A 22,192-nucleotide genomic window follows, 5' to 3' on the forward strand; every position below is an offset into this window, starting at 1 on the left:
CCTGGCGGCGTGTTGTTGAGCGATATTGCTCGCCGCGCATACCATGATGAATGGGGACTGTCATGGTATGCGCTGCTGTTAACCGTAGCGGGCGGCGCGCTGCCAGGCAGGTCGCGCCCGCATGGCTACCAGTAGACGCCAGAGACTGGCGCGCGCCGGGGTGAGCCAGCCGCGCTGGGCGGCAATATCCAGCGGGAATCCCATCATGATGTCCGCTGCTGAAAATGCATCGCCTGCCAGCCAGCGAAATTTCCCGGCCTCCTGTTCCAGAAAATCATAATGCAGATTGAGCTGGGTAGTGGTCATGCTGCGAATCGGCCAGCCAAATGGTCCCATTTTGTGAGCGACCAGTTTCAGCAGCATGGCCGACATCAGTGAACCTTCAGCGTAGTGCATCCAGTAGCGGTAGCGCCAAATGTTCGGATTGTCGCTCGATGGAGCCAACTGCGGGCCAAATGTGGCGACCAGATATTCCAGGATTAAACCGGTTTCCGCCAGCACCTGACCGTCGTGCTCAACCACCGGCGCTTTTCCCAGCGGATGAATGTCACGCAAGGCTTTCGGGGCGCGCATGGTGGCTTTATTGCGCTGATAATTAATCACCTCATAAGGGACATCAAGTTCTTCCAGTAGCCATAAAACCCGCTGTGAACGGGAGGTATTCAGATGATGAACACGAATCATGGGGCGTCCTGTCTATGGGGGAAATGCTGCGATTTCACATCGCAGGTCACGACGAAAAAGTCATAGGACATAAGGATGAAAGGGCGGCAATGAAAGACCACCTTTGCCGGGTGGCGTCAGTCTAACGCTCTGCGCACGGTGCCGACATCTTGCCGCTGCCGTGTTTTTGTATTTTCATGCCGACTACGCCGGCAACCCGCTGTTTTCTATCGTGCGGTTGTTGCGAAAAAGCGGGTTGGGCGAAGTTTACTGATTTTCCGCCACCAGTTTTGCCAGATAGTCATGCCAGTCGTCAGGGCGACCCAGCCAGGGGGCAATATTCAGTGTGGTGAAGATATCGTCTACCGCGAAGACCAGCGTCGGAAAACCCGCGCCGCCCGACTGGGTAAGCCATTGACGGCTCTCTTCGATATGCTTGCGGGTCGGCAAACCGCGCCAGTGCGTGCAGGCGTTCTCAAAGTCGTCCAGCGACAGGCCGATTTCTACCGCCATTTTCATCAGTACCGGGGGATCGGAGATGCGCAGCCCCTCGACATAGTGGGCGCGTTGCAGGCGTTCAAGCAGGTCGAGCCCCCGGCCGCCCAGCTCTTCCGCCGCCAGAATAGCCGTCGTTGGCGGTTCAGAGTCGAGCGTTGCCGTCACGTCCCACAACAGGCCATTGAAATAGCCATCGCCGAACGGCTGACCGCTCATCTGAGCAATGCGGCGGTCATGTGGTTGAACATAATCCCGCCACTCCGGGGTAATGCGACGTCGGTTCGGGCCGGTCATCATGCCACCGGCGTGCAGCACAACAGGCAACCCTTCGATTTTACGGGCTGCATGGATTAACGGCGCTGCGGCGTAACACCAACCGCACAGAGGGTCGAAGATGTAGTGTAGCCTGTTCATTCATACGCTCCGTATGTTACCCGGTGCACCGGGCACATCAGAAAAGGGAAAGAGACTGGGTTATCGCGCCACGCGCCTTTCCGAGAGAGTGTGGGAATGGCAGCCCGTTATTATCGCCTGTGTGGCGCTCTGCTTTAATTATTATCTATTTCCTGAGAGTTAGCAGGCGATGACATAATTTTCTGTACCCGTTCTGCGATCAGGGATCGCAAACCTGAAAGAAAAGTGACCCATCCTGACGCCAGAGGCGATCCGCGGGCGGTCGCCTCTGGCTTTTATCGGTCGGTTATCAGGGCCACTGCATCTCGCCTTTGATGACCTTAGCGCCCAGTTCCAGCGATGCGGGTTCGCCGAGGTCCGGGTAGGCGCGCTTCATCGCGTCGATCAGCGCCGTACTGTTGGCCGACGACGGGACGTTTTGCTCGAAGGTCTTCAGATACTGGCGGGTAAAGTCCACATTTTTCGGTGACCAGGGCGCGGAACCGTCTTTGTTCAGCAGATAGTGGCTTGGCACCACGGTGGTCGGTTTGAGCTTATCGATAGCATCCAGGTCCGCCAGCCAGTGCTGACGCGAAGCAACCGTCTGGGTGTCCGCCACCCACACATGGATATTCGCCGAGGTATGCACACCACCGACGACGGCTTTCAGCGAGGGAATCCAGACGAAGGTACGGTCCGGCGTCGCGCCTTTCAGACCCACGATATCAATAGTGTTGCCTTCGAGTGTCAGATGATCCGCATTCAGCGCCTGCGGCACCACGACCTGTTTCGGCGCGTTTTCTTTCAGAATCGGCCCCCAGTAAGCCACTTTTTTGTCTTTGGTGGCGTTGATGGCGGCGATGGTCTGCGGCGTAGCGACGATCTGCGCGTTAGGGAAGGCGGCTTTCAGCACATCCAGCCCAAAATAAAAATCCGGATCGTGATGGCTGATATAGATGGTTTTCAGGTTTTTGCCGGTGGCGCGGATTTTTTCCACCAGCTTTTCGGCATCGTTACGCTGAAACTGGGCATCGACCAGCAAGGCATCGTGTTCGCCGGTAATGATTTCAGACGATACCGGGAAGACTGATTTTTCGCCGGGATTGTAAACCTCCATCTTCAGCGCGGCAGAGGCGGAAAACGCCAGGGAGGCGAAGAGGGTGGCGAGCAGGGTTTGTTTTAACACGGTAATACTCCTTCCTGAAAAAGATGGCGTCATGGTAAATTTCATTTTCGTAAAGAAAAACTCTGCCTGTCGAACAGCTTTGTTGCATAAAACGGACGAATGATGGATAGAATTACCGCGGCCCGGGTCTTTGTCGCCATAACCGAACAGGGCAGCCTGACGGGGGCGGCACAGGCGCTGGAGATGTCGCGTGCTATGGTGACGCGCTATCTGGCCGAGATGGAGCGCTGGGCTGAAGCCCGGTTATTACATCGTAGCACCCGACAACTGAGTCTGACCGGTGAAGGCGAGACGGCATTGCGGCACTGTCGCGAATTGTTGGCGGTGTCGCAAAAACTGGAGATGCCGTCCCGCGGCAGGAAGGAGCCATCCGGATTGTTGCGATTGACTTGCTCCCCGTCTCTGGCGCAAACGACGCTGGTGGCGGCGATCACCGCCTATCTGCGGCGTTATCCAAAGACTGCTATTGACCTGCAGGTAGCGAGTCATACCCTGAATCTGATCGAGGAGCGTATCGATCTGGCGATTCGCATTACCAGTCAACTGGATTCGGGGTTGATTGCGCGTCGGCTGGGGGGATGTCCGTCGGTAGTGTGCGCGGCGCCATCCTATCTGGCCGTGCATGGCACACCGCAACGTGTGGAGGATCTGGCGGTGCATAACTGCCTGACCTATTCCTTTTTTGGCAAAAGCCTGTGGCGTTTTACCTGCAAAGGCGAAGCCGTAGCGATACCGGTCAGCGGCAGTTTCAGCGCCAATGACTCGCTGATGCTGCTGGAGGCGGCATTGAATGGCGCAGGCGTAAGTCTGCAACCGGTCTATTCCGTCACAGACCTGATCGCCAGCAAGCGGCTTATCGCCCTGTTTCCCGAAGCGCAACCGCAAGAACTGGACATTTATGCGGTTTATCACTCCCGTGAGCGTATGCCGCCCGCACTGCGAGCATTGGTGGATTTTTTGGCGGAATGGTTCGATAGCAACCTGGAGTGGAAGCGGGTTTCTCGCCGTTGAAACAAGCCTGTGCTGTCGAAATATCGACGGATGAGCAAATTGTGCGGCGGCGGATAACGAGGCGATTGACTTTGCCATTGCCAGTGGCATGATGCGCGCAAAATATCCTCTCTTTCCGGTTCGTCTTCCCATGTCAACCACCTATACGCGCCCGGTTTTACTGCTGCTCTGCGGGCTGTTGCTGCTTACTGTTTGTCTGGCCGTTTTGAATACGCTGGTGCCGTTATGGCTCAATGATCGCCAATTGCCGGTCTGGCAGGTTGGCGTGGTAGGCTCGGCCTATTTTAGCGGCAACCTGTTGGGAACGTTGGTGGCCGGCGGGTTGATTCGGATCTATGGCTTTAACCGCAGTTATTATCTGGCGACCCTGATGTTTGGGCTGGCGACCGCGGCGCTGGCGCTGTCGCCGGATATCGGGAGCTGGATTCTGTGGCGCTTTGTCGCCGGGGTCGCTTGCGCGTTGATTTGGGTGGTAGTGGAGAGCGCGCTGCTGTGTAGTGGTAATGCGCTCAATCGGGGTCAACTGCTGGCCGCTTACATGATGGCCTACTATCTGGGCAGCGTCGTGGGGCAGTTGCTGTTGGGGATGGTGCCAACCGCACTATTCAGCATTCTGCCCTGGCTGGTGGCGTTGGCGCTGCTGGCGGTGCTGCCGCTGTTGTTTGCCCGCATTCCGCCGCCGCAGCCCGTGACCCAGCGTGTCAACGTCTGGCGCATGTTGCGTTATCGCACCGCCCGGTTGGGCATTCAGGGATGCGTGATTTCCGGGATCATTCTTGGCTCGCTGTATGGGCTGATGCCGTTGTATCTGGCCCATCGGGGCATGAGCGACGCCAATGTCGGCTATTGGATGGCGTTATTGATCAGCGCCGGTATCCTCGGGCAATGGCCGGTCGGGCGGATGGCGGATCGTTATGGGCGATTGCTGGTGCTGCGGGTTCTGGTCTTCGCCGTCATTCTCGGTTCGCTGGCGATGCTGGTTCCGGGGCGATACGGCATGGCTCCGTCGCTGTTTCTGCTTGGCGCTGCCGGGTTTACGTTATATCCGGTGGCGATGTCGTGGGCTTGTGAAAAGGTGGCGCCCAGCGAGCTGGTAGCCATGAATCAGGCGTTGCTGCTCAGTTATACTATCGGTAGCCTGTGCGGCCCGAGCCTGGCGGCAATGCTGATGCAGACGTATTCCGACCAGTTACTGTTTGTACTGATTGCGGCGGTATCGCTGGGGTATCTGATCATATTGCTGAAAAAAGCCGATCATCATCCCCGGCCGCTGGCTGTGTGAGCGATTTCGGCAACACCTGGGTCATGACTGGCGACGACGGCCGCCCAGGGAAGGCTGCCCGGCTTCGATGATATTGTTCCACAGGACTTCGGCGACCGGGCTCAGCCGCTGTTTGGCATTGCGGACCAGATAAAAAATACTGCTGAGTTGCAGACTTTCCGGTGCGACTGCGGTCAGTTTTCCTTCCTGTACCCAACGCGAAGCGTAGTGGTCCGGCAGGAACCCCATATGGGTGCCGGCCAGAATCAGCAGCATGCAACTCTCCTCGCTACAGGCTATGTTCTGTTGCCCTTGTTTGGCTACCGGTCCCAGCTGTTTGCAGATTTCATTCATAGGGTAGCCGCCAATCAGCAGCCGTTTTGGGTTCAGGGTACCGTCGCGCCACTCTTGTTCGATGCGCTCGGCGTGTTCGGTCGCGACGTAAAATGAACTGTGCTCAATGAATGCGGGCTGGAAGAAGATGTCCGGCGGCACATCGGCCGGCAGAACCGTTAATACCACATCCAGCTCGCTGCTTCGCAGTCGCTCCATCAGCGTGTGATGGTCGCTGATGCTCAGGTTCATCGATGCATCCGGACTTAGCTCGAACAGACGATGAATCGCCAGCGAAACGGCTTGATCCGGATGAGAGACGATATTATCCAGACAACCAATTCGTACTTCGCCGATCAGTTCATGTTTGATGCGGGCCAGACGGTTGGCAAAGTCATCCAGCGTGGCGATCACCGAGCGCGCTTCCTGATAGACCACTTCCCCTTCGGTAGTCAGCGAGAAACCGCCGCGACCGCGTTCACACAGAATCAGCCCCAGCGTGTCTTCCAGCCGGGAAAGGTAGTGGCTTAGTACCGGCTGACTCAGCCCGGTAGCGTCCTGAGCGTTGGTGATGCCTTTTTTCTCAACAATTTTGCAGAATAGTTTTAGCCAGCGAATTTCCAGTTTGTCGAGCCGCATAAATGTGCCCCTGAACACATAGCCATTTTAAATGTTAGCATTGAAATAAATCGGTTTTATTCAATGTATTTTCCCTTTATGGTACGCGCAAGTCGCTCTGTTTGGGCGGTCTCCACACCGCAATAATGTGGTTTATGCACGACACCAGGGTTCTTTTTCAGTATGTCGCATTAGGGCGGGCATACCATTACCTGCCATATAATATCCATGATTATCTATTTTCTTGCCGTGAGTTTGCTTCTGATTGTTGCAGGGAGAAAAAACACAGCAAAACAAGGTTATTCATTTCACGCGGACAATGAGCATAAAACGCTGCCTCTCAAACGGCGAGGAATCTCGAATAGACTATCTCGCTGATTGTGGCGCATGGTAAGTATGGATAGCCCAGAAGGGCGGCTCGGTCACGCGTTATCGGCCGATATTTGGCTGGCGGGTGGCAGGGCGTTAATTATCAACGTCAGCCGATTTTGGTCTACGCTGACGTTAACACTGGCTGAATGGGATGGCTTTGGTGGAGAGGCGCATTCGGTGTTGATCCACCGGCGCTATTCTCCACCAGGGACGGAGGGTTAGTACACCACTTTGTGGCCGTAACTGGTCAGAATGGACTTGATGCGGTCCATGGTGTCTGCTTTGGGCGGTTTGACGCCATCCAGCTTGTATTCCTCGCCCATGGCCGTCCACTTGTGTTTGCCCAGCTCGTGGTAAGGCAACAGTTCGATCTTCTCAATGTTGCGCATGTCTTTGGTGAACTCACCCAACTGATGAGCGGAAGCGTCGTCATCGCTCCAGCCGGGGACCACCACATAGCGAATCCAGGTGCGCTGGTTACGTTTGGCGAGATAACGGGCAAAATCCAGCGTACGGTGATTGGATACCCCCACCAGATTTTGATGCACCTCATCGTTGAGTTGCTTGAGGTCGAGCATTACCAAATCCGTCACGTCCAGCAGTTCGTCAATAACCGGGTCGTAACGGCGGACAAAGCCGTTGGTGTCCAGACAGGTATTGATGCCTTGCTCGTGGCAGGCCCGGAACCAGTCACGGACAAATTCTGCCTGCAGAATGGCCTCGCCGCCGGATGCCGTCACGCCGCCGCCGGACGCATTCATAAAATGGCGATAAGTCACCACTTCCTTCATCAACTCTTCCACGGTAACTTCCTTGCCGCCGTGAGTATCCCAGGTATCGCGGTTGTGGCAGTAGAGGCAACGCATCAGGCAACCCTGAAAAAAAGTGATGAAGCGAATACCGGGACCGTCTACGGTGCCGCAGGATTCGAAAGAGTGAATGCGACCAATAACTGACATGCAAGGTTTCTCCAGGTTGGGCCGAGAAATAGCGGCCTTCGATGAGCACAGTAACGAGGCTGCGGCACGGACGGCCACAGCATTCGCTCTGTGTCGAATCTGTTTTGTCAGCCCGCCAGCCGGAAAAGTAGCTGGCTGACAAAACAGGTTCTGGGTCTTTCGGTGGGAGTGGTGAAAAATTTCCGGAAGAAATTTTAACGCCGCGTGCGGCAATCCACAGGGAGAACGGACAAGACACCCGCTATAAAAAGGCCCCACCGATGTGGAGCCTTTAGTTTACGCCTTTTCAGACAGACATGTAATTACATGGACTGAGTGAAAGTACGGGTAATGACGTCCTGCTGCTGTTCTTTAGTCAGCGAGTTGAAGCGAACGGCATAACCAGATACACGGATGGTCAACTGCGGATATTTTTCCGGGTTTTCCATTGCGTCCAGCAGCATTTCACGGTTCATCACGTTGACGTTCAGGTGCTGACCGCCTTCGATGCTGGCTTCGTGGTGGAAGTAACCGTCCATCAGGCCTGCCAGGTTAGTTTTACGCACGTCGTCGTCTTTACCCAGCGCGTTCGGCACGATAGAGAAGGTATAGGAGATACCGTCTTTCGCGTAGGCGAACGGCAGTTTAGCCACGGAGGTCAGAGAGGCGACAGCACCTTTCTGGTCACGGCCGTGCATCGGGTTGGCACCCGGTCCGAACGGCGCGCCAGCGCGACGACCATCCGGAGTGTTACCTGTTTTCTTACCGTATACCACGTTGGAGGTGATGGTCAGTACGGACTGAGTCGGGGTAGCGCCACGGTAGGTATTCAGTTTCTGAATTTTCTTCATGAAACGTTCAACCAGGTCACAAGCCAGGTCGTCAACACGCGGGTCGTTGTTACCGAACTGCGGGTATTCGCCTTCGATGTCGAAGTCGACGGCCAGACCGCTTTCGTCACGAATCGGTTTAACTTTCGCGTACTTGATAGCAGACAGGGAGTCAGCCGCTACGGACAGACCTGCGATACCGCAAGCCATGGTACGGAACACATCACGGTCATGCAGAGCCATCAGCGATGCTTCATAGCTGTACTTGTCGTGCATGTAGTGAATGATGTTCAGTGCGGTGACGTACTGTTTAGCCAGCCAATCCATGAAGTGATCCATACGATCCATTACTTCGTCAAAGTTCAGCACATCGCCTTTGATCGGTTCGGATTTCGGACCTACCTGCATTTTCAGTTTTTCGTCCACGCCGCCGTTGATAGCGTACAGCATGGTTTTCGCCAGGTTAGCGCGGGCGCCGAAGAACTGCATTTGTTTACCCACTACCATCGGGCTTACACAACAGGCGATCGCGTAATCGTCGTTGTTGAAGTCCGGACGCATCAGGTCATCGTTCTCGTACTGCAGAGAAGAGGTATCGATAGACACTTTAGCGGCGAATTTCTTGAAGTTCAGCGGCAGTTTTTCAGACCACAGGATGGTCATGTTCGGTTCCGGAGACGGCCCCATGGTGTACAGGGTGTTCAGGAAACGGAAGCTGTTTTTAGTAACCAGCGTGCGGCCATCCAGACCCATACCGGCCAGAGACTCAGTTGCCCAGATCGGGTCGCCGGAGAACAGTTCATCGTATTCCGGGGTACGCAGGAAGCGCACCATACGCAGTTTCATCACCAGGTGGTCGATCAGTTCCTGAGCGTCCTGTTCGGTGATTTTGCCCGCTTTCAGGTCACGTTCGATGAAGATATCCAGGAAGGTGGAGACACGACCGAAGGACATGGCGGCGCCGTTCTGAGATTTCACCGCAGCCAGATAGCCGAAGTAAGTCCACTGAACCGCTTCTTTGGCATTGGTTGCCGGGCCGGAGATATCGCAGCCATACTTCGCTGCCATCTCTTTGATCTGTGACAGCGCATGGTGCTGGTCAGCGATTTCTTCACGCAGGCGGATAGTTGCTTCCAGATCTTCGCCGTTTTCCAGTTTGGTCTGCAGGGAAGTGAACTGGGCGAATTTGTCCGCCATCAGGTAGTCGATACCGTACAGAGCAACACGACGATAGTCGCCGATGATACGGCCACGGCCGTAAGCGTCCGGCAGACCGGTCAGTACGCCAGATTTACGGCAGCGCAGGATATCCGGGGTATAAACATCGAATACACCCTGGTTGTGGGTTTTACGGTATTCGGTGAAGATTTTTTTCAGTTGCGGATCCAGTTCACGGCCATAAACCTTACAGGAGCCTTCAACCATTTTGATACCGCCGAACGGAATCAGCGCACGTTTCAATGGCGCATCAGTTTGCAGACCGACGATTTGTTCCAGTTTCTGGTCGATATAACCGGCATCATGAGAGGTAATGGTGGCAGCTACATTGGTATCGAAGTCAACCGGCGCGTGAGTGCGGTTTTCCTGTTTGATGCCTTCCATAACGGCATCCCACAGTTTAGTGGTTGCCGGGGTAGCGCCAGCCAGGAATGATTCATCACCTTCATACGGCGCGTAGTTTTTCTGAATGAAGTCACGTACGTTGACGCCATTCTGCCATTCGCCTTTGCTAAAACCTTCCCAAGCCTGGGCGAGTTTCTGATTAAGTTCGGTCATATTACACCTACCTTTGATTTGGATTTTTATAACCCGACGTTGCGGCCGACAGCAGCTTAGTGCTGATCTCCACCGCGCAAATAGATGACCCAGTAAGTCAACCCTACCAGCAATCCACCGCCAATGATGTTGCCGATCGTGACAGGAATCAGGTTATCGACAATAAAGTTGCTGACGGTCAAGTGCTCAAACTGGCCCGGCGTCATGCTGATGGCGTGCCAGAATGCATCTGGAGCGAAGTTCTTAATCACAATCCCCATCGGGATCATGAACATGTTGGCGATGCTATGTTCAAAGCCGCTGGCGACGAACATGGCGACCGGCAGGATCATGGCCAGCATCTTGTCGGTCAGGGTATGACCAGAGTAGCTCATCCACACCGCCAGACAAACCATCAGGTTCGCCAGAATCCCAAGGCACAGCGCTTCAACGAATGAATGCTCCAGCTTATGGCTGGCGGTTTGCAAGACATTCAGCCCCCAGGCGCCATTCGCTACCATGAACTCGCCGGAAAACCAGATCAACGCTACGAAGAACAAGGCGCCAACCAGGTTGCCGATATAAACGTTGAGCCAGTTCATCCCCAACTGTTTCCAGGTGATGCGGCCGCTGGCCTTGGCAATCACGGTAAGCACAGTAGAGGTAAACAGATCTGCGCCGCAGACCACCACCAGCATCAACCCCATAGAGAAGCAGATGCCTCCTACCAGTTTAGCCATACCATACGGCATGGATGAAGAACCGGTAGTGGCGGTGATGTAAAAAACGAACGCTATTGAGATGAACACACCGGCGGTAATCGCCAGAAAAAACGCAGTAAGCGGTTGTTTTGTTGCTTTATAGACACCGGCATCTTCAGCGACTTTCGCCATCGCCGGCGGTAATAACAGGGTGAAGGGGTTGTCAGCTTTCACACTAACTCTCTCTTAAAGTTTATCTACGGTGAGATACTAACAAAGGGTTATTCGTCATAATTTGACGTGGATCATACCGCTGGAATTTATTAGGCTGATCAGGAGCGGCTTCATGGGGTGTTTTTCACTTAATGCATTGATTTTAATGTAAAAAATATTTTTTAAAAATTATAAAAACAGTTGAATTAAGGGTTCTGTTTACCTATTTAGCGTTAAATAAAATAAGTTTTTGTAGTGATTCTACACTTGAGTTTTATATTATTTAATTTGTTATTTACCATTCGATAACAATAGTGCTTTTATTAAAAATAAATATCTCGCAACGAGGCTCACATACCCATATAAAAATAAGGGAATAAGCGAGGCTTAAAATAACATCAATCGTGTTGCCCGGTGGTAATACTGTAAAAAAGATATATACGGAAATGCAGCCGTAGCCTGTGGTGAAGACCTGACCGGATGACGGAAGGCCATCCGGTCAGCTACAGGTACGGCTTATTTTACCTGCCAGTGCTGGCGCTTAGCGCGCTGCAATTTTTCGTAAGCAGCCAGCAACGACTGGTGAGCCGGCAGCGCTTTCAGGTCAGCATCGACGGTGAACAGACCGTAGAAGCACTGTTCGCCGGCAATGGCGGCGCTTGCAGCGTCAACGGCGTCCTGCCCGTACATGCGCACGAATGCATCGTAATACTGGGCGGGGTCGCGTTCAGGCTCCAGCGCCAGTTGCAGCAGCGTTTGCAGGCAACGGTAGTAATTACTGCGCGCTGGGGCAAAGACGGATTGGTTGAAATCCAGTGACCATTCCGTCCAGCTCAGCGCCTGCTCCAGGTCGCCGCCGGCCAGAGCCAGCATGGATTTCAGTTCGCCAATGCGCAGTGTGAACCAGCCGTTGTCTTTGCCGGTTGCTATCCCTAACAGCTCGCGTACGCGGGTAAAATCATCCAGCCCTTCATCGTCCAGTTGCTGCAACAGCGTCAGATAATCCGCTTTTTCCCATTGGCTGTCCGGCAAGGACAGCAGGGTTTCGCGCAGATGCGCGCCCATGCTGTTGTTCGCCAGCAACAGGTCTTCCGCCGGATAGATGTCCGACATGCCCGGTACCAGAATGCGGCAGGCGTACACCGACAGGTGTTCGTAATCGGCGATATACACTTCTTTGTCTTCTTTATTGAAGATCGCCATCAGCGTTGCGAATTCCTGCTCGGTGGTGCCGCTGAAGTTCCAGTCGGCGAACGCGTAGTCCGCCTGAGTTTTAAACAGATCCCAGGAAATCAGGCCGCTGGAATCGATAAAGTGAGTTTCCAGGTTGGTATGCTCTGCAACTTCTTCATCATCGAACGTTGGCGGCGTAAATACGTCCAGATCTTTCAGCCCGCGGCCTTGCAGCAATTCGGTGACGGTACGCTCCAGCGCCACGCCGAAATCCGGATGTGCGCCAAACGAGGCAAAGCAGGTGCCGTTGGCCGGGTTAAACAGCACCACGCAGATCACCGGGTACTGACCGCCGAGAGAGGCGTCATAGGCGAAAATCGGGAAGCCTTCCTGCTCAAGCGTGGCAATGGCTTCCACCACGCCCGGATAACGCGACAGCACGTCGGCCGGAATCGCCGGCAGGCTGATGGCTTCGGCGATAATACGATTCTTCACATAGCGTTCGAATACTTCAGATAGCCCCTGCACCCGTGCTTCATTACGGGTATTGCCTGCGGACATGCCGTTCGACACATACAGGTTGCCGACGATATTCATCGGGATATACACCGTCTGCTGGTCGGACTGACGGGTAAACGGCAGGGCGCAGATGCCGCGATTGTGGTTGCCTGATTGCAGGTCCACCAGGTCGCTGGCGATCAACTGTTGTTCCGGGTCGTAAAAGGCGTGCAGGCGCGCGTCCAGAATGCCTTCCGGCAGGCTGTCGTCTTCGGGCAGCGGGAACCACTTCTCGTCAGGGTAATGCACGAAGTCACCTTCGGCGATCTGCTGGCCCAGATAGAAATCGGCAAAAAAGTAGTTGGTGGACAGACGTTCGAAGTACTCGCCCAGTGCGGAAGCTAGTGCGGCTTTCCGGGTTGCGCCCTTGCCGTTGGTGAAGCACAGCGCACAGTCGCGATCACGAATATGTACCGACCAGACGTTGGGCACCGGATTCAGCCAGGAGGCTTCTTCGATGTTGAACCCCAGGTTGAGGAGCTGCTGTTGAAAACGGGCGATGGAATCTTCCAGGGCGGCGTCTTTGCCTGGGATAAACGTTTGGGTCATGGTTCGAACCTGAATGTGTTATGAGGAGGCTGCATCATACGTGGTTTTGTGTGCTGACTCTATCCTGCATGTTGCGTATTGCGCGGCGTGTTCCGGCGATGATGTAACAGATGTATCGCCGGGTACGATAACAGGCGAACGCGCGCGCAAGTTTTCCGACATCAGGGGCAATAAGCATTGCAGGCAGGAAAAACGAGTGATAAAACCGATAGCAGGGTAAACTGATGCGACTTAGACAGGTCGCTATTTATAGTGATAGGTGGTGAGGGGAAATGACTCAGGTTTTTAATTTTAGTGCCGGTCCGGCCATGTTACCGGTAGAAGTGTTGCGTCGTGCAGAACAGGAACTGTGCAACTGGCATGGGCTGGGTACATCGGTGATGGAAATCAGCCACCGCAGTAAAGAGTTCATGCAAGTGGCCAGCGAGTCTGAGCAGGATTTGCGTGATTTGCTGAAAATCCCCTCGAATTACAAAGTGTTGTTCTGTCATGGCGGCGCACGTGCGCAATTTGCGGCGGTTCCGCTCAACCTGCTGGGCGATAATACCAAAGCCGACTATATCGATGGCGGCTACTGGGCGCATAGTGCGGTCAAGGAAGCTGAAAAGTACCTCACCCCGAATGTCATTGACGTGAAAACCCGCGTTGACGGTCTGCGCGGCGTGAAACCGATGAGTGAATGGGCGCTGTCGGATGACGCCGCCTATGTTCATTATTGCCCGAATGAAACCATTGACGGTCTGGCGATTGAAGAAACGCCGGATTTCGGCGACAAAATCGTGGTGGCGGATTACTCCTCCAGCATTCTTTCCCGCCCGCTGGATGTCAGTCGCTATGGCGTGATTTACGCCGGCGCGCAGAAAAACGTAGGGCCTGCCGGCCTGACGCTGGTGATTGTGCGTGAAGACCTGCTCGGCAAGGCACGCCGTGAACTGCCGTCGATTCTGGATTACAAAACCCTGGCTGATAACGATTCCATGTTCAACACGCCGCCGACGTTTGCCTGGTATCTGTCCGGTATGGTGTTCAAGTGGCTGAAAGAGCAAGGCGGCCTGCTGGAAATGGAAAAACGTAATCAAGCCAAGGCCGAACTGCTGTATGCCGCGATTGACGGCAGCGATTTCTATCGTAACGACGTTGTGCTGGCCAGCCGTTCCCGCATGAACGTGCCGTTCCAACTGGCAGATGCCGCATTGGATCCGGTGTTCCTGCAGGAAGCTCAGGTGGCCGGTCTGCATGCGCTGAAAGGTCACCGTGTCGTAGGCGGCATGCGTGCGTCGATCTATAACGCCATGCCGCTGGAGGGCGTAAAAGCGCTGACGGAATTCATGGTCGATTTTGAGCGTCGCCACGGCTGATAAATATATACCCTAAATAATTCGAGTTGCAGGACAACACGCTGGCGTGTTGAACAGCGCAACGCGTTGGCCCTTTAGGACAAGGCTCATTATGAGCCTTGTAACGCGGCAAGTGAGTGAATCCCCAGGAGTTTACACAAGTAAGTGACTGGGGGCGTGACAAATTGGCGTAAGCCGATTTGAACACTGCTGGCAGCGGCCCCGAAGGGGCGAGGCCCATGAAATGGGCCGAGTAACGCAGCCAACGCACTTGCAACCTGAAGTATGACGGGTATAGCGCGATAACGTGCTGCTTCTGATTTTAAACCCCGGTATCTGGCCGGGGTTTTTGTGTTAACTCTTGGAGAACATGTTTCACATGCAGGAATCCCTGACCCTACAACCGATTTCATTGATTAACGGCACGATCAATCTGCCGGGTTCCAAAAGCGTTTCTAACCGTGCGTTGCTGTTGGCGGCATTGGCCAAAGGCACGACTCGCCTGACCAACCTGCTGGACAGCGACGATGTCCGTCATATGCTTAATGCGCTGAGTGCATTGGGCGTTGAATACCATCTGTCGGGCAGCCGCACAGAGTGCGAAATCGTCGGGGTGGGGGGCGCATTAACGGCGTCTGCGCCGCTGGAGCTGTTTTTAGGAAATGCCGGGACGGCGATGCGTCCGCTGGCCGCCGCACTGTGCCTGACTGATGGCGATATCGTGCTGACCGGTGAACCTCGCATGAAAGAGCGTCCGATTGGTCATCTGGTAGATGCGTTGCGGCAGGGGGGCGCGCGTATCGACTATCTGGAGCAGGAAAATTATCCGCCGTTGCGCCTGCAAGGGGGCTTCAAAGGCGGCGACATCAGTGTCGACGGTTCGGTATCCAGCCAGTTTCTCACTGCGCTGTTAATGACGGCGCCATTGGCTACGCAGGATACGCGCATCAGCATTAAAGGCGACCTGGTCTCCAAACCTTATATCGATATCACCCTGCACATGATGGAGACCTTCGGCATCACGGTGATCAATAACGACTACCAGACCTTCGTGGTAGCCGGTAATCAGCATTACCAGTCGCCCGGACACTATCTGGTGGAAGGCGATGCATCGTCCGCCTCTTATTTCCTGGCGGCAGCGGCAATTCGCGGGGGAACGGTACGTGTGACCGGCGTCGGCCGTCATAGCGTGCAGGGTGATATCCGTTTTGCCGATGTGCTGGAGAAAATGGGCGCGGAGATCCGTTGGGGTGATGACTATATCGAATGTCAGCGCGGTAATCTCCACGCTATCGATATGGATATGAACCATATTCCCGATGCGGCAATGACCATTGCCACTACTGCGTTGTTTGCCGAGGGCGGGACGACGACGCTGCGCAATATCTACAACTGGCGCGTGAAAGAAACCGATCGTCTGACAGCTATGGCGACGGAGTTACGCAAGGTCGGCGCTGAGGTAGAAGAAGGGCATGACTACATCCGCATTACCCCGCCAACGCAGCTGAAAGCAGCTGAAATCGGCACTTACAATGACCACCGCATGGCGATGTGCTTCTCGCTGGTGGCGTTGTCTGACACGCCGGTGACCATTCTCGACCCTAAATGTACCGCCAAAACGTTCCCGGATTACTTCCAGCAACTGGAACGTCTGAGCCAGCACGGCTGATGTTCTGACGCACAGGTCTGCGATAGGGTCCTGTGCGTCAACATTTAGCGTTATACTCTGGGTATCACAATATTTGCCCGATCTTCTGCAGTAATAAGTCTTTAATTTCACGCTTGCTGCCACAGCAGGGTATAATGACTTATTGTATTGTCTACAATGACATGCGATTTCCCTGTTTTGTAAGGAGTAAGAGATGGCGGTGACTGCACCGGTAATTACGGTTGACGGGCCAAGTGGTGCGGGCAAGGGAACCCTGTGCAAGGCGCTGGCTAACGCGCTGCAGTGGAATCTGCTGGATTCCGGCGCGATTTATCGTGTGCTGGCGTTGGCAGCCCTGCATCATCAGGTGGACATTGCCTCCGAAGAGGCGTTGGTGCCGATAGCGTCGCATCTGGATGTGCGGTTTGTGCCGGAAAACGGGCAACTGAAAGTTATCCTGGAAGGCGAAGATGTCAGCAATGAGATTCGTAGCCAGGAAGTGAGCAATACAGCGTCTCAGGCCGCCGTATTTCCGCGGGTGCGCGAGGCGCTGCTGCGTCGTCAGCGCGCGTTTCGTGAAATGCCGGGGCTGATTGCCGACGGCCGCGATATGGGAACGGTGGTGTTCCCCGACGCGCCAGTGAAGATTTTTCTGGATGCCAGCGCGGAAGAACGCGCCAAACGTCGCATGCTCCAGTTGCAGGCGAAGGGCTTTAATGTTAACTTTGAACGTCTTTTGTCCGAGATTAAAGAGCGTGACGAGCGCGACCGTAATCGACCGGTTGCGCCGTTGGTGCCGGCACCGGATGCACTGGTGTTGGATTCCACGCATATGACGTTGGATGAAGTGGTCGGGCTGGCATTGGCGCATGTGCGCCAGATATTGCCTCAATTGGCCTGATATTATTTTTTACCTCGCCGCAAGGATGTGGCGGGGATGTGAAACAACCCCATCGAGCAGGAAGCCAGATGGACGTTAAATTTAAAAACCCAAAGATTATCAACATGACTGAATCTTTTGCTCAACTCTTTGAAGAATCCCTGAAAGAAATTGAAACCCGCCCGGGTTCCATCGTTCGCGGCGTTGTGGTTGCTATTGACAAGGACGTTGTCCTGGTTGATGCCGGCCTGAAATCTGAATCTGCCATTCCGGTAGAGCAGTTCAAAAACGCTCAGGGTGAAATTGAAATCCAGATTGGTGATGAAGTAGACGTAGCTCTGGATGCGGTAGAAGACGGCTTCGGCGAAACTCTGCTGTCCCGTGAAAAAGCTAAACGTCACGAAGCATGGCTGATGCTGGAAAAAGCTTACGAAGAATCTGCCACTGTTACCGGTGTTATCAACGGTAAAGTGAAAGGCGGTTTCACCGTTGAGCTGAACGGTATCCGTGCGTTCCTGCCGGGTTCTCTGGTTGATGTCCGTCCGGTACGCGACACCCTGCATCTGGAAGGCAAAGAGCTTGAGTTCAAAGTGATCAAGCTGGACCAGAAACGCAACAACGTTGTTGTTTCCCGTCGTGCCGTTATCGAATCCGAAAACAGCGCCGAGCGCGATCAGCTGCTGGAAAACCTGCAGGAAGGCATGGAAGTCAAAGGTATCGTCAAGAACCTCACTGACTACGGCGCATTCGTTGATCTGGGCGGCGTTGACGGCCTGCTGCACATCACCGACATGGCCTGGAAACGCGTTAAGCATCCGAGCGAAATCGTCAATGTGGGCGACGAAATCACTGTTAAAGTGCTGAAGTTCGACCGCGAGCGTACCCGTGTCTCCCTGGGCCTGAAACAGCTGGGCGAAGATCCGTGGGTCGCTATCGCTAAGCGCTATCCGGAAGGCACCAAACTGACTGGCCGCGTAACCAACCTGACTGATTACGGCTGCTTCGTAGAAATCGAAGAAGGCGTTGAAGGTCTGGTACACGTATCTGAAATGGACTGGACCAACAAAAACATCCATCCGTCCAAAGTGGTTAACGTGGGCGACGTGGTGGAAGTTATGGTTCTGGACATCGACGAAGAACGTCGTCGTATCTCCCTGGGCCTGAAACAGTGCAAAGCCAACCCGTGGCAGCAGTTCGCTGAAACCCACAACAAGGGTGACCGCGTAGAAGGCAAGATCAAGTCCATCACTGACTTTGGTATCTTCATCGGTCTGGATGGCGGCATCGATGGTCTGGTGCACCTGTCTGACATCTCCTGGAACGTAGCTGGCGAAGAAGCCGTTCGCGAATACAAGAAAGGCGACGAAATCGCTGCTGTGGTTCTGCAGGTTGATGCCGAGCGTGAGCGTATCTCCCTAGGCGTGAAACAACTGGCTGAAGACCCGTTCAACAACTACCTGTCTGTTAACAAGAAAGGTGCAATTGTTACAGGTAAAGTCACCGCAGTTGACGCCAAAGGTGCTACAGTTGAATTAGCCGACGGTGTTGAAGGTTACCTGCGCGCTTCTGAAGCCTCTCGTGACCGCATCGAAGACGCAACGCTGGTTCTGAGCGTGGGTGATGAGATCGAAGCCAAATACACTGGCGTTGATCGCAAAAACCGCGTTGTTAGCCTGTCCATCCGTGCCAAGGATGAAGCTGACGAGAAAGATGCTATCGCTTCTGTTAACAACAAACAGGAAGAAGGCAATTTCTCTAACGCCATGGCGGAAGCTTTCAAAGCTGCAAAAGGCGAGTAATGACGGTGGGTTGGGCGGCGATACTTGCCGCCCGGCCTCAAACGGTAGTAAGTTAACGTGGCAGTAACTAACCACATGCTTGGAGGAATCATGACCAAGTCTGAACTTATCGAAAGACTTGCTGGACAGCAATCTCATATCCCGGCCAAGGTGGTTGAGGATGCGGTAAAAGAGATGCTGGAACAGATGGCCACAACATTGGCCACCGGTGATCGCATCGAAATCCGCGGGTTTGGCAGTTTTTCACTCCACTACCGTGCACCGCGTGTGGGTCGTAATCCGAAAACTGGCGAGAAGGTGGAACTGGAAGGCAAATACGTTCCTCATTTCAAACCGGGTAAAGAATTACGCGATCGCGCCAATATTTATGGCTGATTAACCAGCTGTAACGCCTGTTTCATGGATAGCACCCAGTTGGGTGCTATTTTTTTTGTCACAACAACGTATTGTCGATCATTTTCCTCACCGTTCCCTGCCTGAAACGCTGTTTATTGATGCGTTTTTTCTGCCTGTCCACATGTTTTCCCGATGCAGACATACTGCCCGACCTTAGATTCATTGTTAATTACCTGAAAACACCATGACGATGGTGATACATAAAAAATGATAATTTAACTATTAAGCCGATATAGGCGCGACATGTTTCATGTAACGAAGATTTCACAAAAAACTTTTAAATATCAATAATATTTTTTGATAAAAGTCATGGGTTGATTTCCCCAACTTGAAGAATTCTGCATTGTGGACCAGCTTTATATTGGTTTTTCTAAATAATTCATTGTTGGAAGGAAATTTTATGACGCAAGCATGCAATCATTCTGACAGTATTACCTGTTCCTGTTGTAGCCCGTTATGGAAGTCTTTCATTCCGGATATTACTATCAATATCTCCAATGATATCAATAAGGTGAATGCAGAAACCCTTATCTTCCGCATTGCGACGGGCGCGGATGGCGCCGCCGGGGGAACCATTCTGACACTGGAGAATGGTCAGAGCGCATCAGTCGAGGCGATGGGGATTCAGGACGGCATCATTGTCGCTACCGGGTCATATAATTATGTCAAAACGCAGATGCCGCCCGGTACGCAGGAACGTGTACTGTCGGGCAGCCAAACCCTCATTCCCGGTTTGATTGAACCCCACGTACATATCATTCCTACTGCGGTTCTAAATCTGGCAACGGACGTTGGCCCATTTATTGGACAGAATTTGCGCTCTCAGGTGGCGCAGAAGCCGGAAGATCAATACACCAGGCAATGGGTGACATCACAGTTAAAGCATGTCATGAAAAGCGGTCCGTATATGGGAGGATGGGTGATTGGTCATAATGTCGACCCCTCCCTTTTCCTTGGCGATGACAAGGCGTTCAATGCCACTATTCTCGATCAGGAAATAGGGACGGATAAGCCGGTTTTTATCATGAATGCGTCGATGCATCTTGCCTATATTAACAACCATGCGATCACTGTCGTTCAGCAGTACTATAAAGACAAAGGCCAGCCGATCACCATCAGTCCGGATGGTATTCTGGCTGAAATAGAAGGCATTGCCCCTGTTATCGCTGTGATTACCAGCAGCCAGAATCCGTTAACCTTCCCGTTCCAGTTAAACCAATCCATTGACAATATATTTGTGCAAGCCAGTCAGCGGGGCGTGACTTATTTATTTGATGCGGGGATTGAGCCCTGGGATGGAAAATCTCTGCTCAACCAGCCCTTGTTGTTGAAGTTAAAAGCACGCGCCAGCCGTTGTCCCACCAGAATTGGCGGGGCGCTGGTAGTGACAAGCCCTGATGATTTTAAAAACAAAATAAATAATCGATACCTCCCAAATACAGGTGATAGTCGCTTTAACCTGCCATGCATCAAGGTTGTTTCCGATGGGTCGAATCAGGGATTGACGGGATATCAACTACAGCCGTATTGCTGTGATAATAATTATGAAAAAAATGCATCAGAGCAGAATATTGGGGTCTTCAATTTTGATTACCCAACGGTATTTAATCATCTGGTGAGTGAAGCGGTTCAATATAACTGGCCGTTGATGATCCATGCCAATGGCGGGCAGGCGATTGATCGTACCCTGCTGGCCTTCAGGCAGGCCGGAGTGACACAGAGCACATATAACGAGCGGCGAGATCGCATGGAACATGCCTCCCTGCTTTCCGATCAGAATCTTGATGATATGAAAGCGCTAGGTATTTCCCCCAGCTTTTTAATCGGTCATGTAGGGTATTGGGGATGGGTATTTCAGCAGACTATTCTTGGCGAACAGCGCGCCAGTTTGCTTGACCGCTGCCAGTCCGCGTTAAAACAAGGCATGAGAATTACCCTGCATAGCGATAACAGCGTGACGCCGCTGGGGCCTCTGCGCATGATGGAGCAGGCGATTTCCCGTGTGATGGAAGGCGCGCCGGCTAATGGTGACTCGCCTGTGCTGAATGAGCAGGAATCCATTTCCCGGTTCGACGCGTTAAAAGCCATGACCTATGATGCCGCCTGGCAATGTCATGCTGAGCAATGGGTTGGGTCACTGACCGCCGGAAAATGCGCTGATTTTGTCATTCTGGCCGATTCTCCCATCACTTATCATAGCGCCGATAAAAATAACCCTGTGGCGGGTATGCGCGATATTCCCGTCCTGGAAACCTGGAAAGGCGGCTGGCAGACGTATCCAAAATCAGCGTCATAAATCCAGACCGTTGCACATCAGCTACAGGTCATTCCTGTAGCTGAATACGTAATTATTGATGCCGTTTACGCTCTGAGGATAAATACCGCAGCGTTTCTTTGGCAGTGAATCGACGACACACTGGTTCGGGATTATTTCGCCAGAAGCACGTAGGCGAGAATGGGCTCTATTTTTTGAGGAGAGCGCAGCCAAGTGTTGAAAACGTTACCTAGGCCCTTTTGCTTATATTCGGCATCGCAACTGCCCGATGTTCCTTTTACCCCGAGCCCAAAGGTGCCGCCGCCTTCCGCTTTGATTTGGCAGTGATGCTTACTGTTGAAATCACTGTAAAGCCAGCCTGGTTCTATCGTACTGAATTGAATTATGACACCGGGTTTTTCGATGGTCAGATATTGAGCTGCGTAAGTATATTCCGGTGTAATGCCGCAAAAGCTGTCCTGTTGCACGCAGGGTAGGGTTGTATATTTATTGGCGTCGAAAGTTTTGTATTCGGCAAATTGCATACCTCGATACCAGTACATCGCTTTGGCCGCATTCTCATCGGTAGCGCGGACTTTAGGATTAACAAGGATAAGTTTGTTCGGCGTTTCAGTTTGAAGCTGTAGGCCGCCATTCTGGTACATGCTCAGTACCCGCGTATTATCCAGTCCGTTCTTTTTGATCAGGCTTTCCACTTTTGCGTCCGCCGCTGATGCACCCTGGCTAATCAGGGACGCCAGCACAGCACCTAACATCGTGAGTTTGTAGCCTCGTATTTTTTGTTGCATATCGTTTTCCTTGCTGG

The 22,192-nt window shown here is 53.3% G+C and carries 17 protein-coding genes; 8 read left to right on the forward strand and 9 right to left on the reverse strand.

Annotation, left to right across the window (positions count from 1 at the left end; translation table 11 throughout):
- Positions 1-78: 78 nt before the first annotated feature.
- The 3 genes from DXXMK7_RS09390 to DXXMK7_RS09400 all read right to left on the reverse strand — a co-directional run bounded on the left by DXXMK7_RS09390 (position 79) and on the right by DXXMK7_RS09400 (position 2,740).
- The gene (locus DXXMK7_RS09390) at positions 79-684 is read right to left on the reverse strand and encodes a glutathione S-transferase family protein (RefSeq protein ID WP_038918862.1); all 606 of its coding nucleotides are present in this window, start codon (positions 682-684) and stop codon (positions 79-81) included.
- A gap of 246 nt (positions 685-930) precedes the next feature.
- The gene (locus DXXMK7_RS09395; protein WP_038918863.1) at positions 931-1,575 is read right to left on the reverse strand and encodes a DsbA family protein; all 645 of its coding nucleotides are present in this window, start codon (positions 1,573-1,575) and stop codon (positions 931-933) included.
- Between the two features lie 289 nt (positions 1,576-1,864).
- Positions 1,865-2,740, reverse strand: a complete 876-nt coding sequence (locus DXXMK7_RS09400; protein ID WP_038918864.1) for an MBL fold metallo-hydrolase — start codon at positions 2,738-2,740, stop codon at positions 1,865-1,867.
- A 102-nt stretch (positions 2,741-2,842) separates the two neighbouring features.
- Between DXXMK7_RS09400 and DXXMK7_RS09405 the strand changes: the two genes are divergently transcribed.
- Complete coding sequence (locus tag DXXMK7_RS09405; protein WP_038920945.1) at positions 2,843-3,751, forward strand: LysR family transcriptional regulator; 909 nt, start codon at positions 2,843-2,845, stop codon at positions 3,749-3,751.
- 130 nt (positions 3,752-3,881) lie between these two features.
- Positions 3,882-5,033, forward strand: a complete 1,152-nt coding sequence (locus DXXMK7_RS09410) for an MFS transporter (RefSeq protein ID WP_038918865.1) — start codon at positions 3,882-3,884, stop codon at positions 5,031-5,033.
- Positions 5,034-5,054: 21 nt separating this feature from the next.
- Here DXXMK7_RS09410 and DXXMK7_RS09415 read toward each other — a convergent pair whose 3' ends face one another.
- The 5 genes from DXXMK7_RS09415 to ycaO all read right to left on the reverse strand — a co-directional run bounded on the left by DXXMK7_RS09415 (position 5,055) and on the right by ycaO (position 13,052).
- Entirely contained in the window at positions 5,055-5,984 is a 930-nt protein-coding gene (locus tag DXXMK7_RS09415) for a LysR family transcriptional regulator (protein WP_038918866.1), read from the reverse strand.
- Between the two features lie 569 nt (positions 5,985-6,553).
- Positions 6,554-7,294 carry a pyruvate formate lyase 1-activating protein gene (gene pflA, locus DXXMK7_RS09420; protein WP_038918868.1) on the reverse strand — a complete coding sequence of 247 codons (741 nt, stop codon included), beginning with the start codon at positions 7,292-7,294 and terminating at the stop codon, positions 6,554-6,556.
- A 302-nt stretch (positions 7,295-7,596) separates the two neighbouring features.
- Positions 7,597-9,879 (reverse strand): formate C-acetyltransferase, encoded by a 2,283-nt coding sequence (pflB, locus tag DXXMK7_RS09425; RefSeq protein WP_038659317.1) that lies wholly within the window; start codon positions 9,877-9,879, stop codon positions 7,597-7,599.
- Between the two features lie 56 nt (positions 9,880-9,935).
- Positions 9,936-10,793, reverse strand: coding sequence for a formate transporter FocA (focA, locus tag DXXMK7_RS09430; protein WP_038659314.1), 858 nt, complete (start codon positions 10,791-10,793; stop codon positions 9,936-9,938).
- A 495-nt stretch (positions 10,794-11,288) separates the two neighbouring features.
- Positions 11,289-13,052 (reverse strand): 30S ribosomal protein S12 methylthiotransferase accessory factor YcaO, encoded by a 1,764-nt coding sequence (gene ycaO / locus DXXMK7_RS09435; RefSeq protein ID WP_038918869.1) that lies wholly within the window; start codon positions 13,050-13,052, stop codon positions 11,289-11,291.
- Positions 13,053-13,324: 272 nt separating this feature from the next.
- On the opposite strand from ycaO, the gene serC reads away from it, so the two are divergent.
- The 6 genes from serC to DXXMK7_RS09465 all read left to right on the forward strand — a co-directional run bounded on the left by serC (position 13,325) and on the right by DXXMK7_RS09465 (position 21,408).
- Positions 13,325-14,410: a 3-phosphoserine/phosphohydroxythreonine transaminase gene (gene serC / locus DXXMK7_RS09440; RefSeq protein ID WP_038918870.1), complete on the forward strand. Its 1,086-nt coding sequence runs from the start codon at positions 13,325-13,327 to the stop codon at positions 14,408-14,410.
- Between the two features lie 358 nt (positions 14,411-14,768).
- Positions 14,769-16,058 (forward strand): 3-phosphoshikimate 1-carboxyvinyltransferase, encoded by a 1,290-nt coding sequence (gene aroA, locus DXXMK7_RS09445; protein WP_038920946.1) that lies wholly within the window; start codon positions 14,769-14,771, stop codon positions 16,056-16,058.
- 193 nt (positions 16,059-16,251) lie between these two features.
- Positions 16,252-16,938 carry a (d)CMP kinase gene (cmk, locus tag DXXMK7_RS09450; protein WP_038918871.1) on the forward strand — a complete coding sequence of 229 codons (687 nt, stop codon included), beginning with the start codon at positions 16,252-16,254 and terminating at the stop codon, positions 16,936-16,938.
- 68 nt (positions 16,939-17,006) lie between these two features.
- Positions 17,007-18,716, forward strand: a complete 1,710-nt coding sequence (gene rpsA, locus DXXMK7_RS09455) for a 30S ribosomal protein S1 (RefSeq protein ID WP_071603939.1) — start codon at positions 17,007-17,009, stop codon at positions 18,714-18,716.
- A 90-nt stretch (positions 18,717-18,806) separates the two neighbouring features.
- On the forward strand, positions 18,807-19,091 hold the full coding sequence (ihfB, locus tag DXXMK7_RS09460; RefSeq protein WP_038918872.1) for an integration host factor subunit beta: 285 nt from the start codon (positions 18,807-18,809) through the stop codon (positions 19,089-19,091).
- 421 nt (positions 19,092-19,512) lie between these two features.
- Positions 19,513-21,408, forward strand: coding sequence for an amidohydrolase (locus DXXMK7_RS09465; RefSeq protein WP_038918873.1), 1,896 nt, complete (start codon positions 19,513-19,515; stop codon positions 21,406-21,408).
- A gap of 131 nt (positions 21,409-21,539) precedes the next feature.
- Here the strand turns inward: DXXMK7_RS09465 and DXXMK7_RS09470 are convergent, their stop codons facing one another.
- The gene (locus tag DXXMK7_RS09470; protein ID WP_049842551.1) at positions 21,540-22,175 is read right to left on the reverse strand and encodes a hypothetical protein; all 636 of its coding nucleotides are present in this window, start codon (positions 22,173-22,175) and stop codon (positions 21,540-21,542) included.
- Positions 22,176-22,192: the final 17 nt, after the last annotated feature.

This window comes from Dickeya sp. MK7 (assembly GCF_000406305.1).
GTDB classification, from domain to species: Bacteria; Pseudomonadota; Gammaproteobacteria; order Enterobacterales; family Enterobacteriaceae; genus Dickeya; species Dickeya fangzhongdai.

Excerpts from the sequence above, each read along its gene's own strand:
- serC (WP_038918870.1), top strand. The coding sequence starts at position 13,325 with ATGACTCAGGTTTTTAATTTTAGTGCCGGTCCGGCCATGTTACCGGTA.
- pflB (WP_038659317.1), bottom strand. The coding sequence starts at position 9,879 with ATGACCGAACTTAATCAGAAACTCGCCCAGGCTTGGGAAGGTTTTAGC.
- DXXMK7_RS09465 (WP_038918873.1), top strand. The coding sequence starts at position 19,513 with ATGACGCAAGCATGCAATCATTCTGACAGTATTACCTGTTCCTGTTGT.
- DXXMK7_RS09395 (WP_038918863.1), bottom strand. The coding sequence starts at position 1,575 with ATGAACAGGCTACACTACATCTTCGACCCTCTGTGCGGTTGGTGTTAC.
- DXXMK7_RS09470 (WP_049842551.1), bottom strand. The coding sequence starts at position 22,175 with ATGCAACAAAAAATACGAGGCTACAAACTCACGATGTTAGGTGCTGTG.
- DXXMK7_RS09410 (WP_038918865.1), top strand. The coding sequence starts at position 3,882 with ATGTCAACCACCTATACGCGCCCGGTTTTACTGCTGCTCTGCGGGCTG.
- DXXMK7_RS09405 (WP_038920945.1), top strand. The coding sequence starts at position 2,843 with ATGGATAGAATTACCGCGGCCCGGGTCTTTGTCGCCATAACCGAACAG.
- rpsA (WP_071603939.1), top strand. The coding sequence starts at position 17,007 with ATGGACGTTAAATTTAAAAACCCAAAGATTATCAACATGACTGAATCT.
- DXXMK7_RS09390 (WP_038918862.1), bottom strand. The coding sequence starts at position 684 with ATGATTCGTGTTCATCATCTGAATACCTCCCGTTCACAGCGGGTTTTA.
- DXXMK7_RS09415 (WP_038918866.1), bottom strand. The coding sequence starts at position 5,984 with ATGCGGCTCGACAAACTGGAAATTCGCTGGCTAAAACTATTCTGCAAA.
- ycaO (WP_038918869.1), bottom strand. The coding sequence starts at position 13,052 with ATGACCCAAACGTTTATCCCAGGCAAAGACGCCGCCCTGGAAGATTCC.
- aroA (WP_038920946.1), top strand. The coding sequence starts at position 14,769 with ATGCAGGAATCCCTGACCCTACAACCGATTTCATTGATTAACGGCACG.
- ihfB (WP_038918872.1), top strand. The coding sequence starts at position 18,807 with ATGACCAAGTCTGAACTTATCGAAAGACTTGCTGGACAGCAATCTCAT.
- cmk (WP_038918871.1), top strand. The coding sequence starts at position 16,252 with ATGGCGGTGACTGCACCGGTAATTACGGTTGACGGGCCAAGTGGTGCG.
- pflA (WP_038918868.1), bottom strand. The coding sequence starts at position 7,294 with ATGTCAGTTATTGGTCGCATTCACTCTTTCGAATCCTGCGGCACCGTA.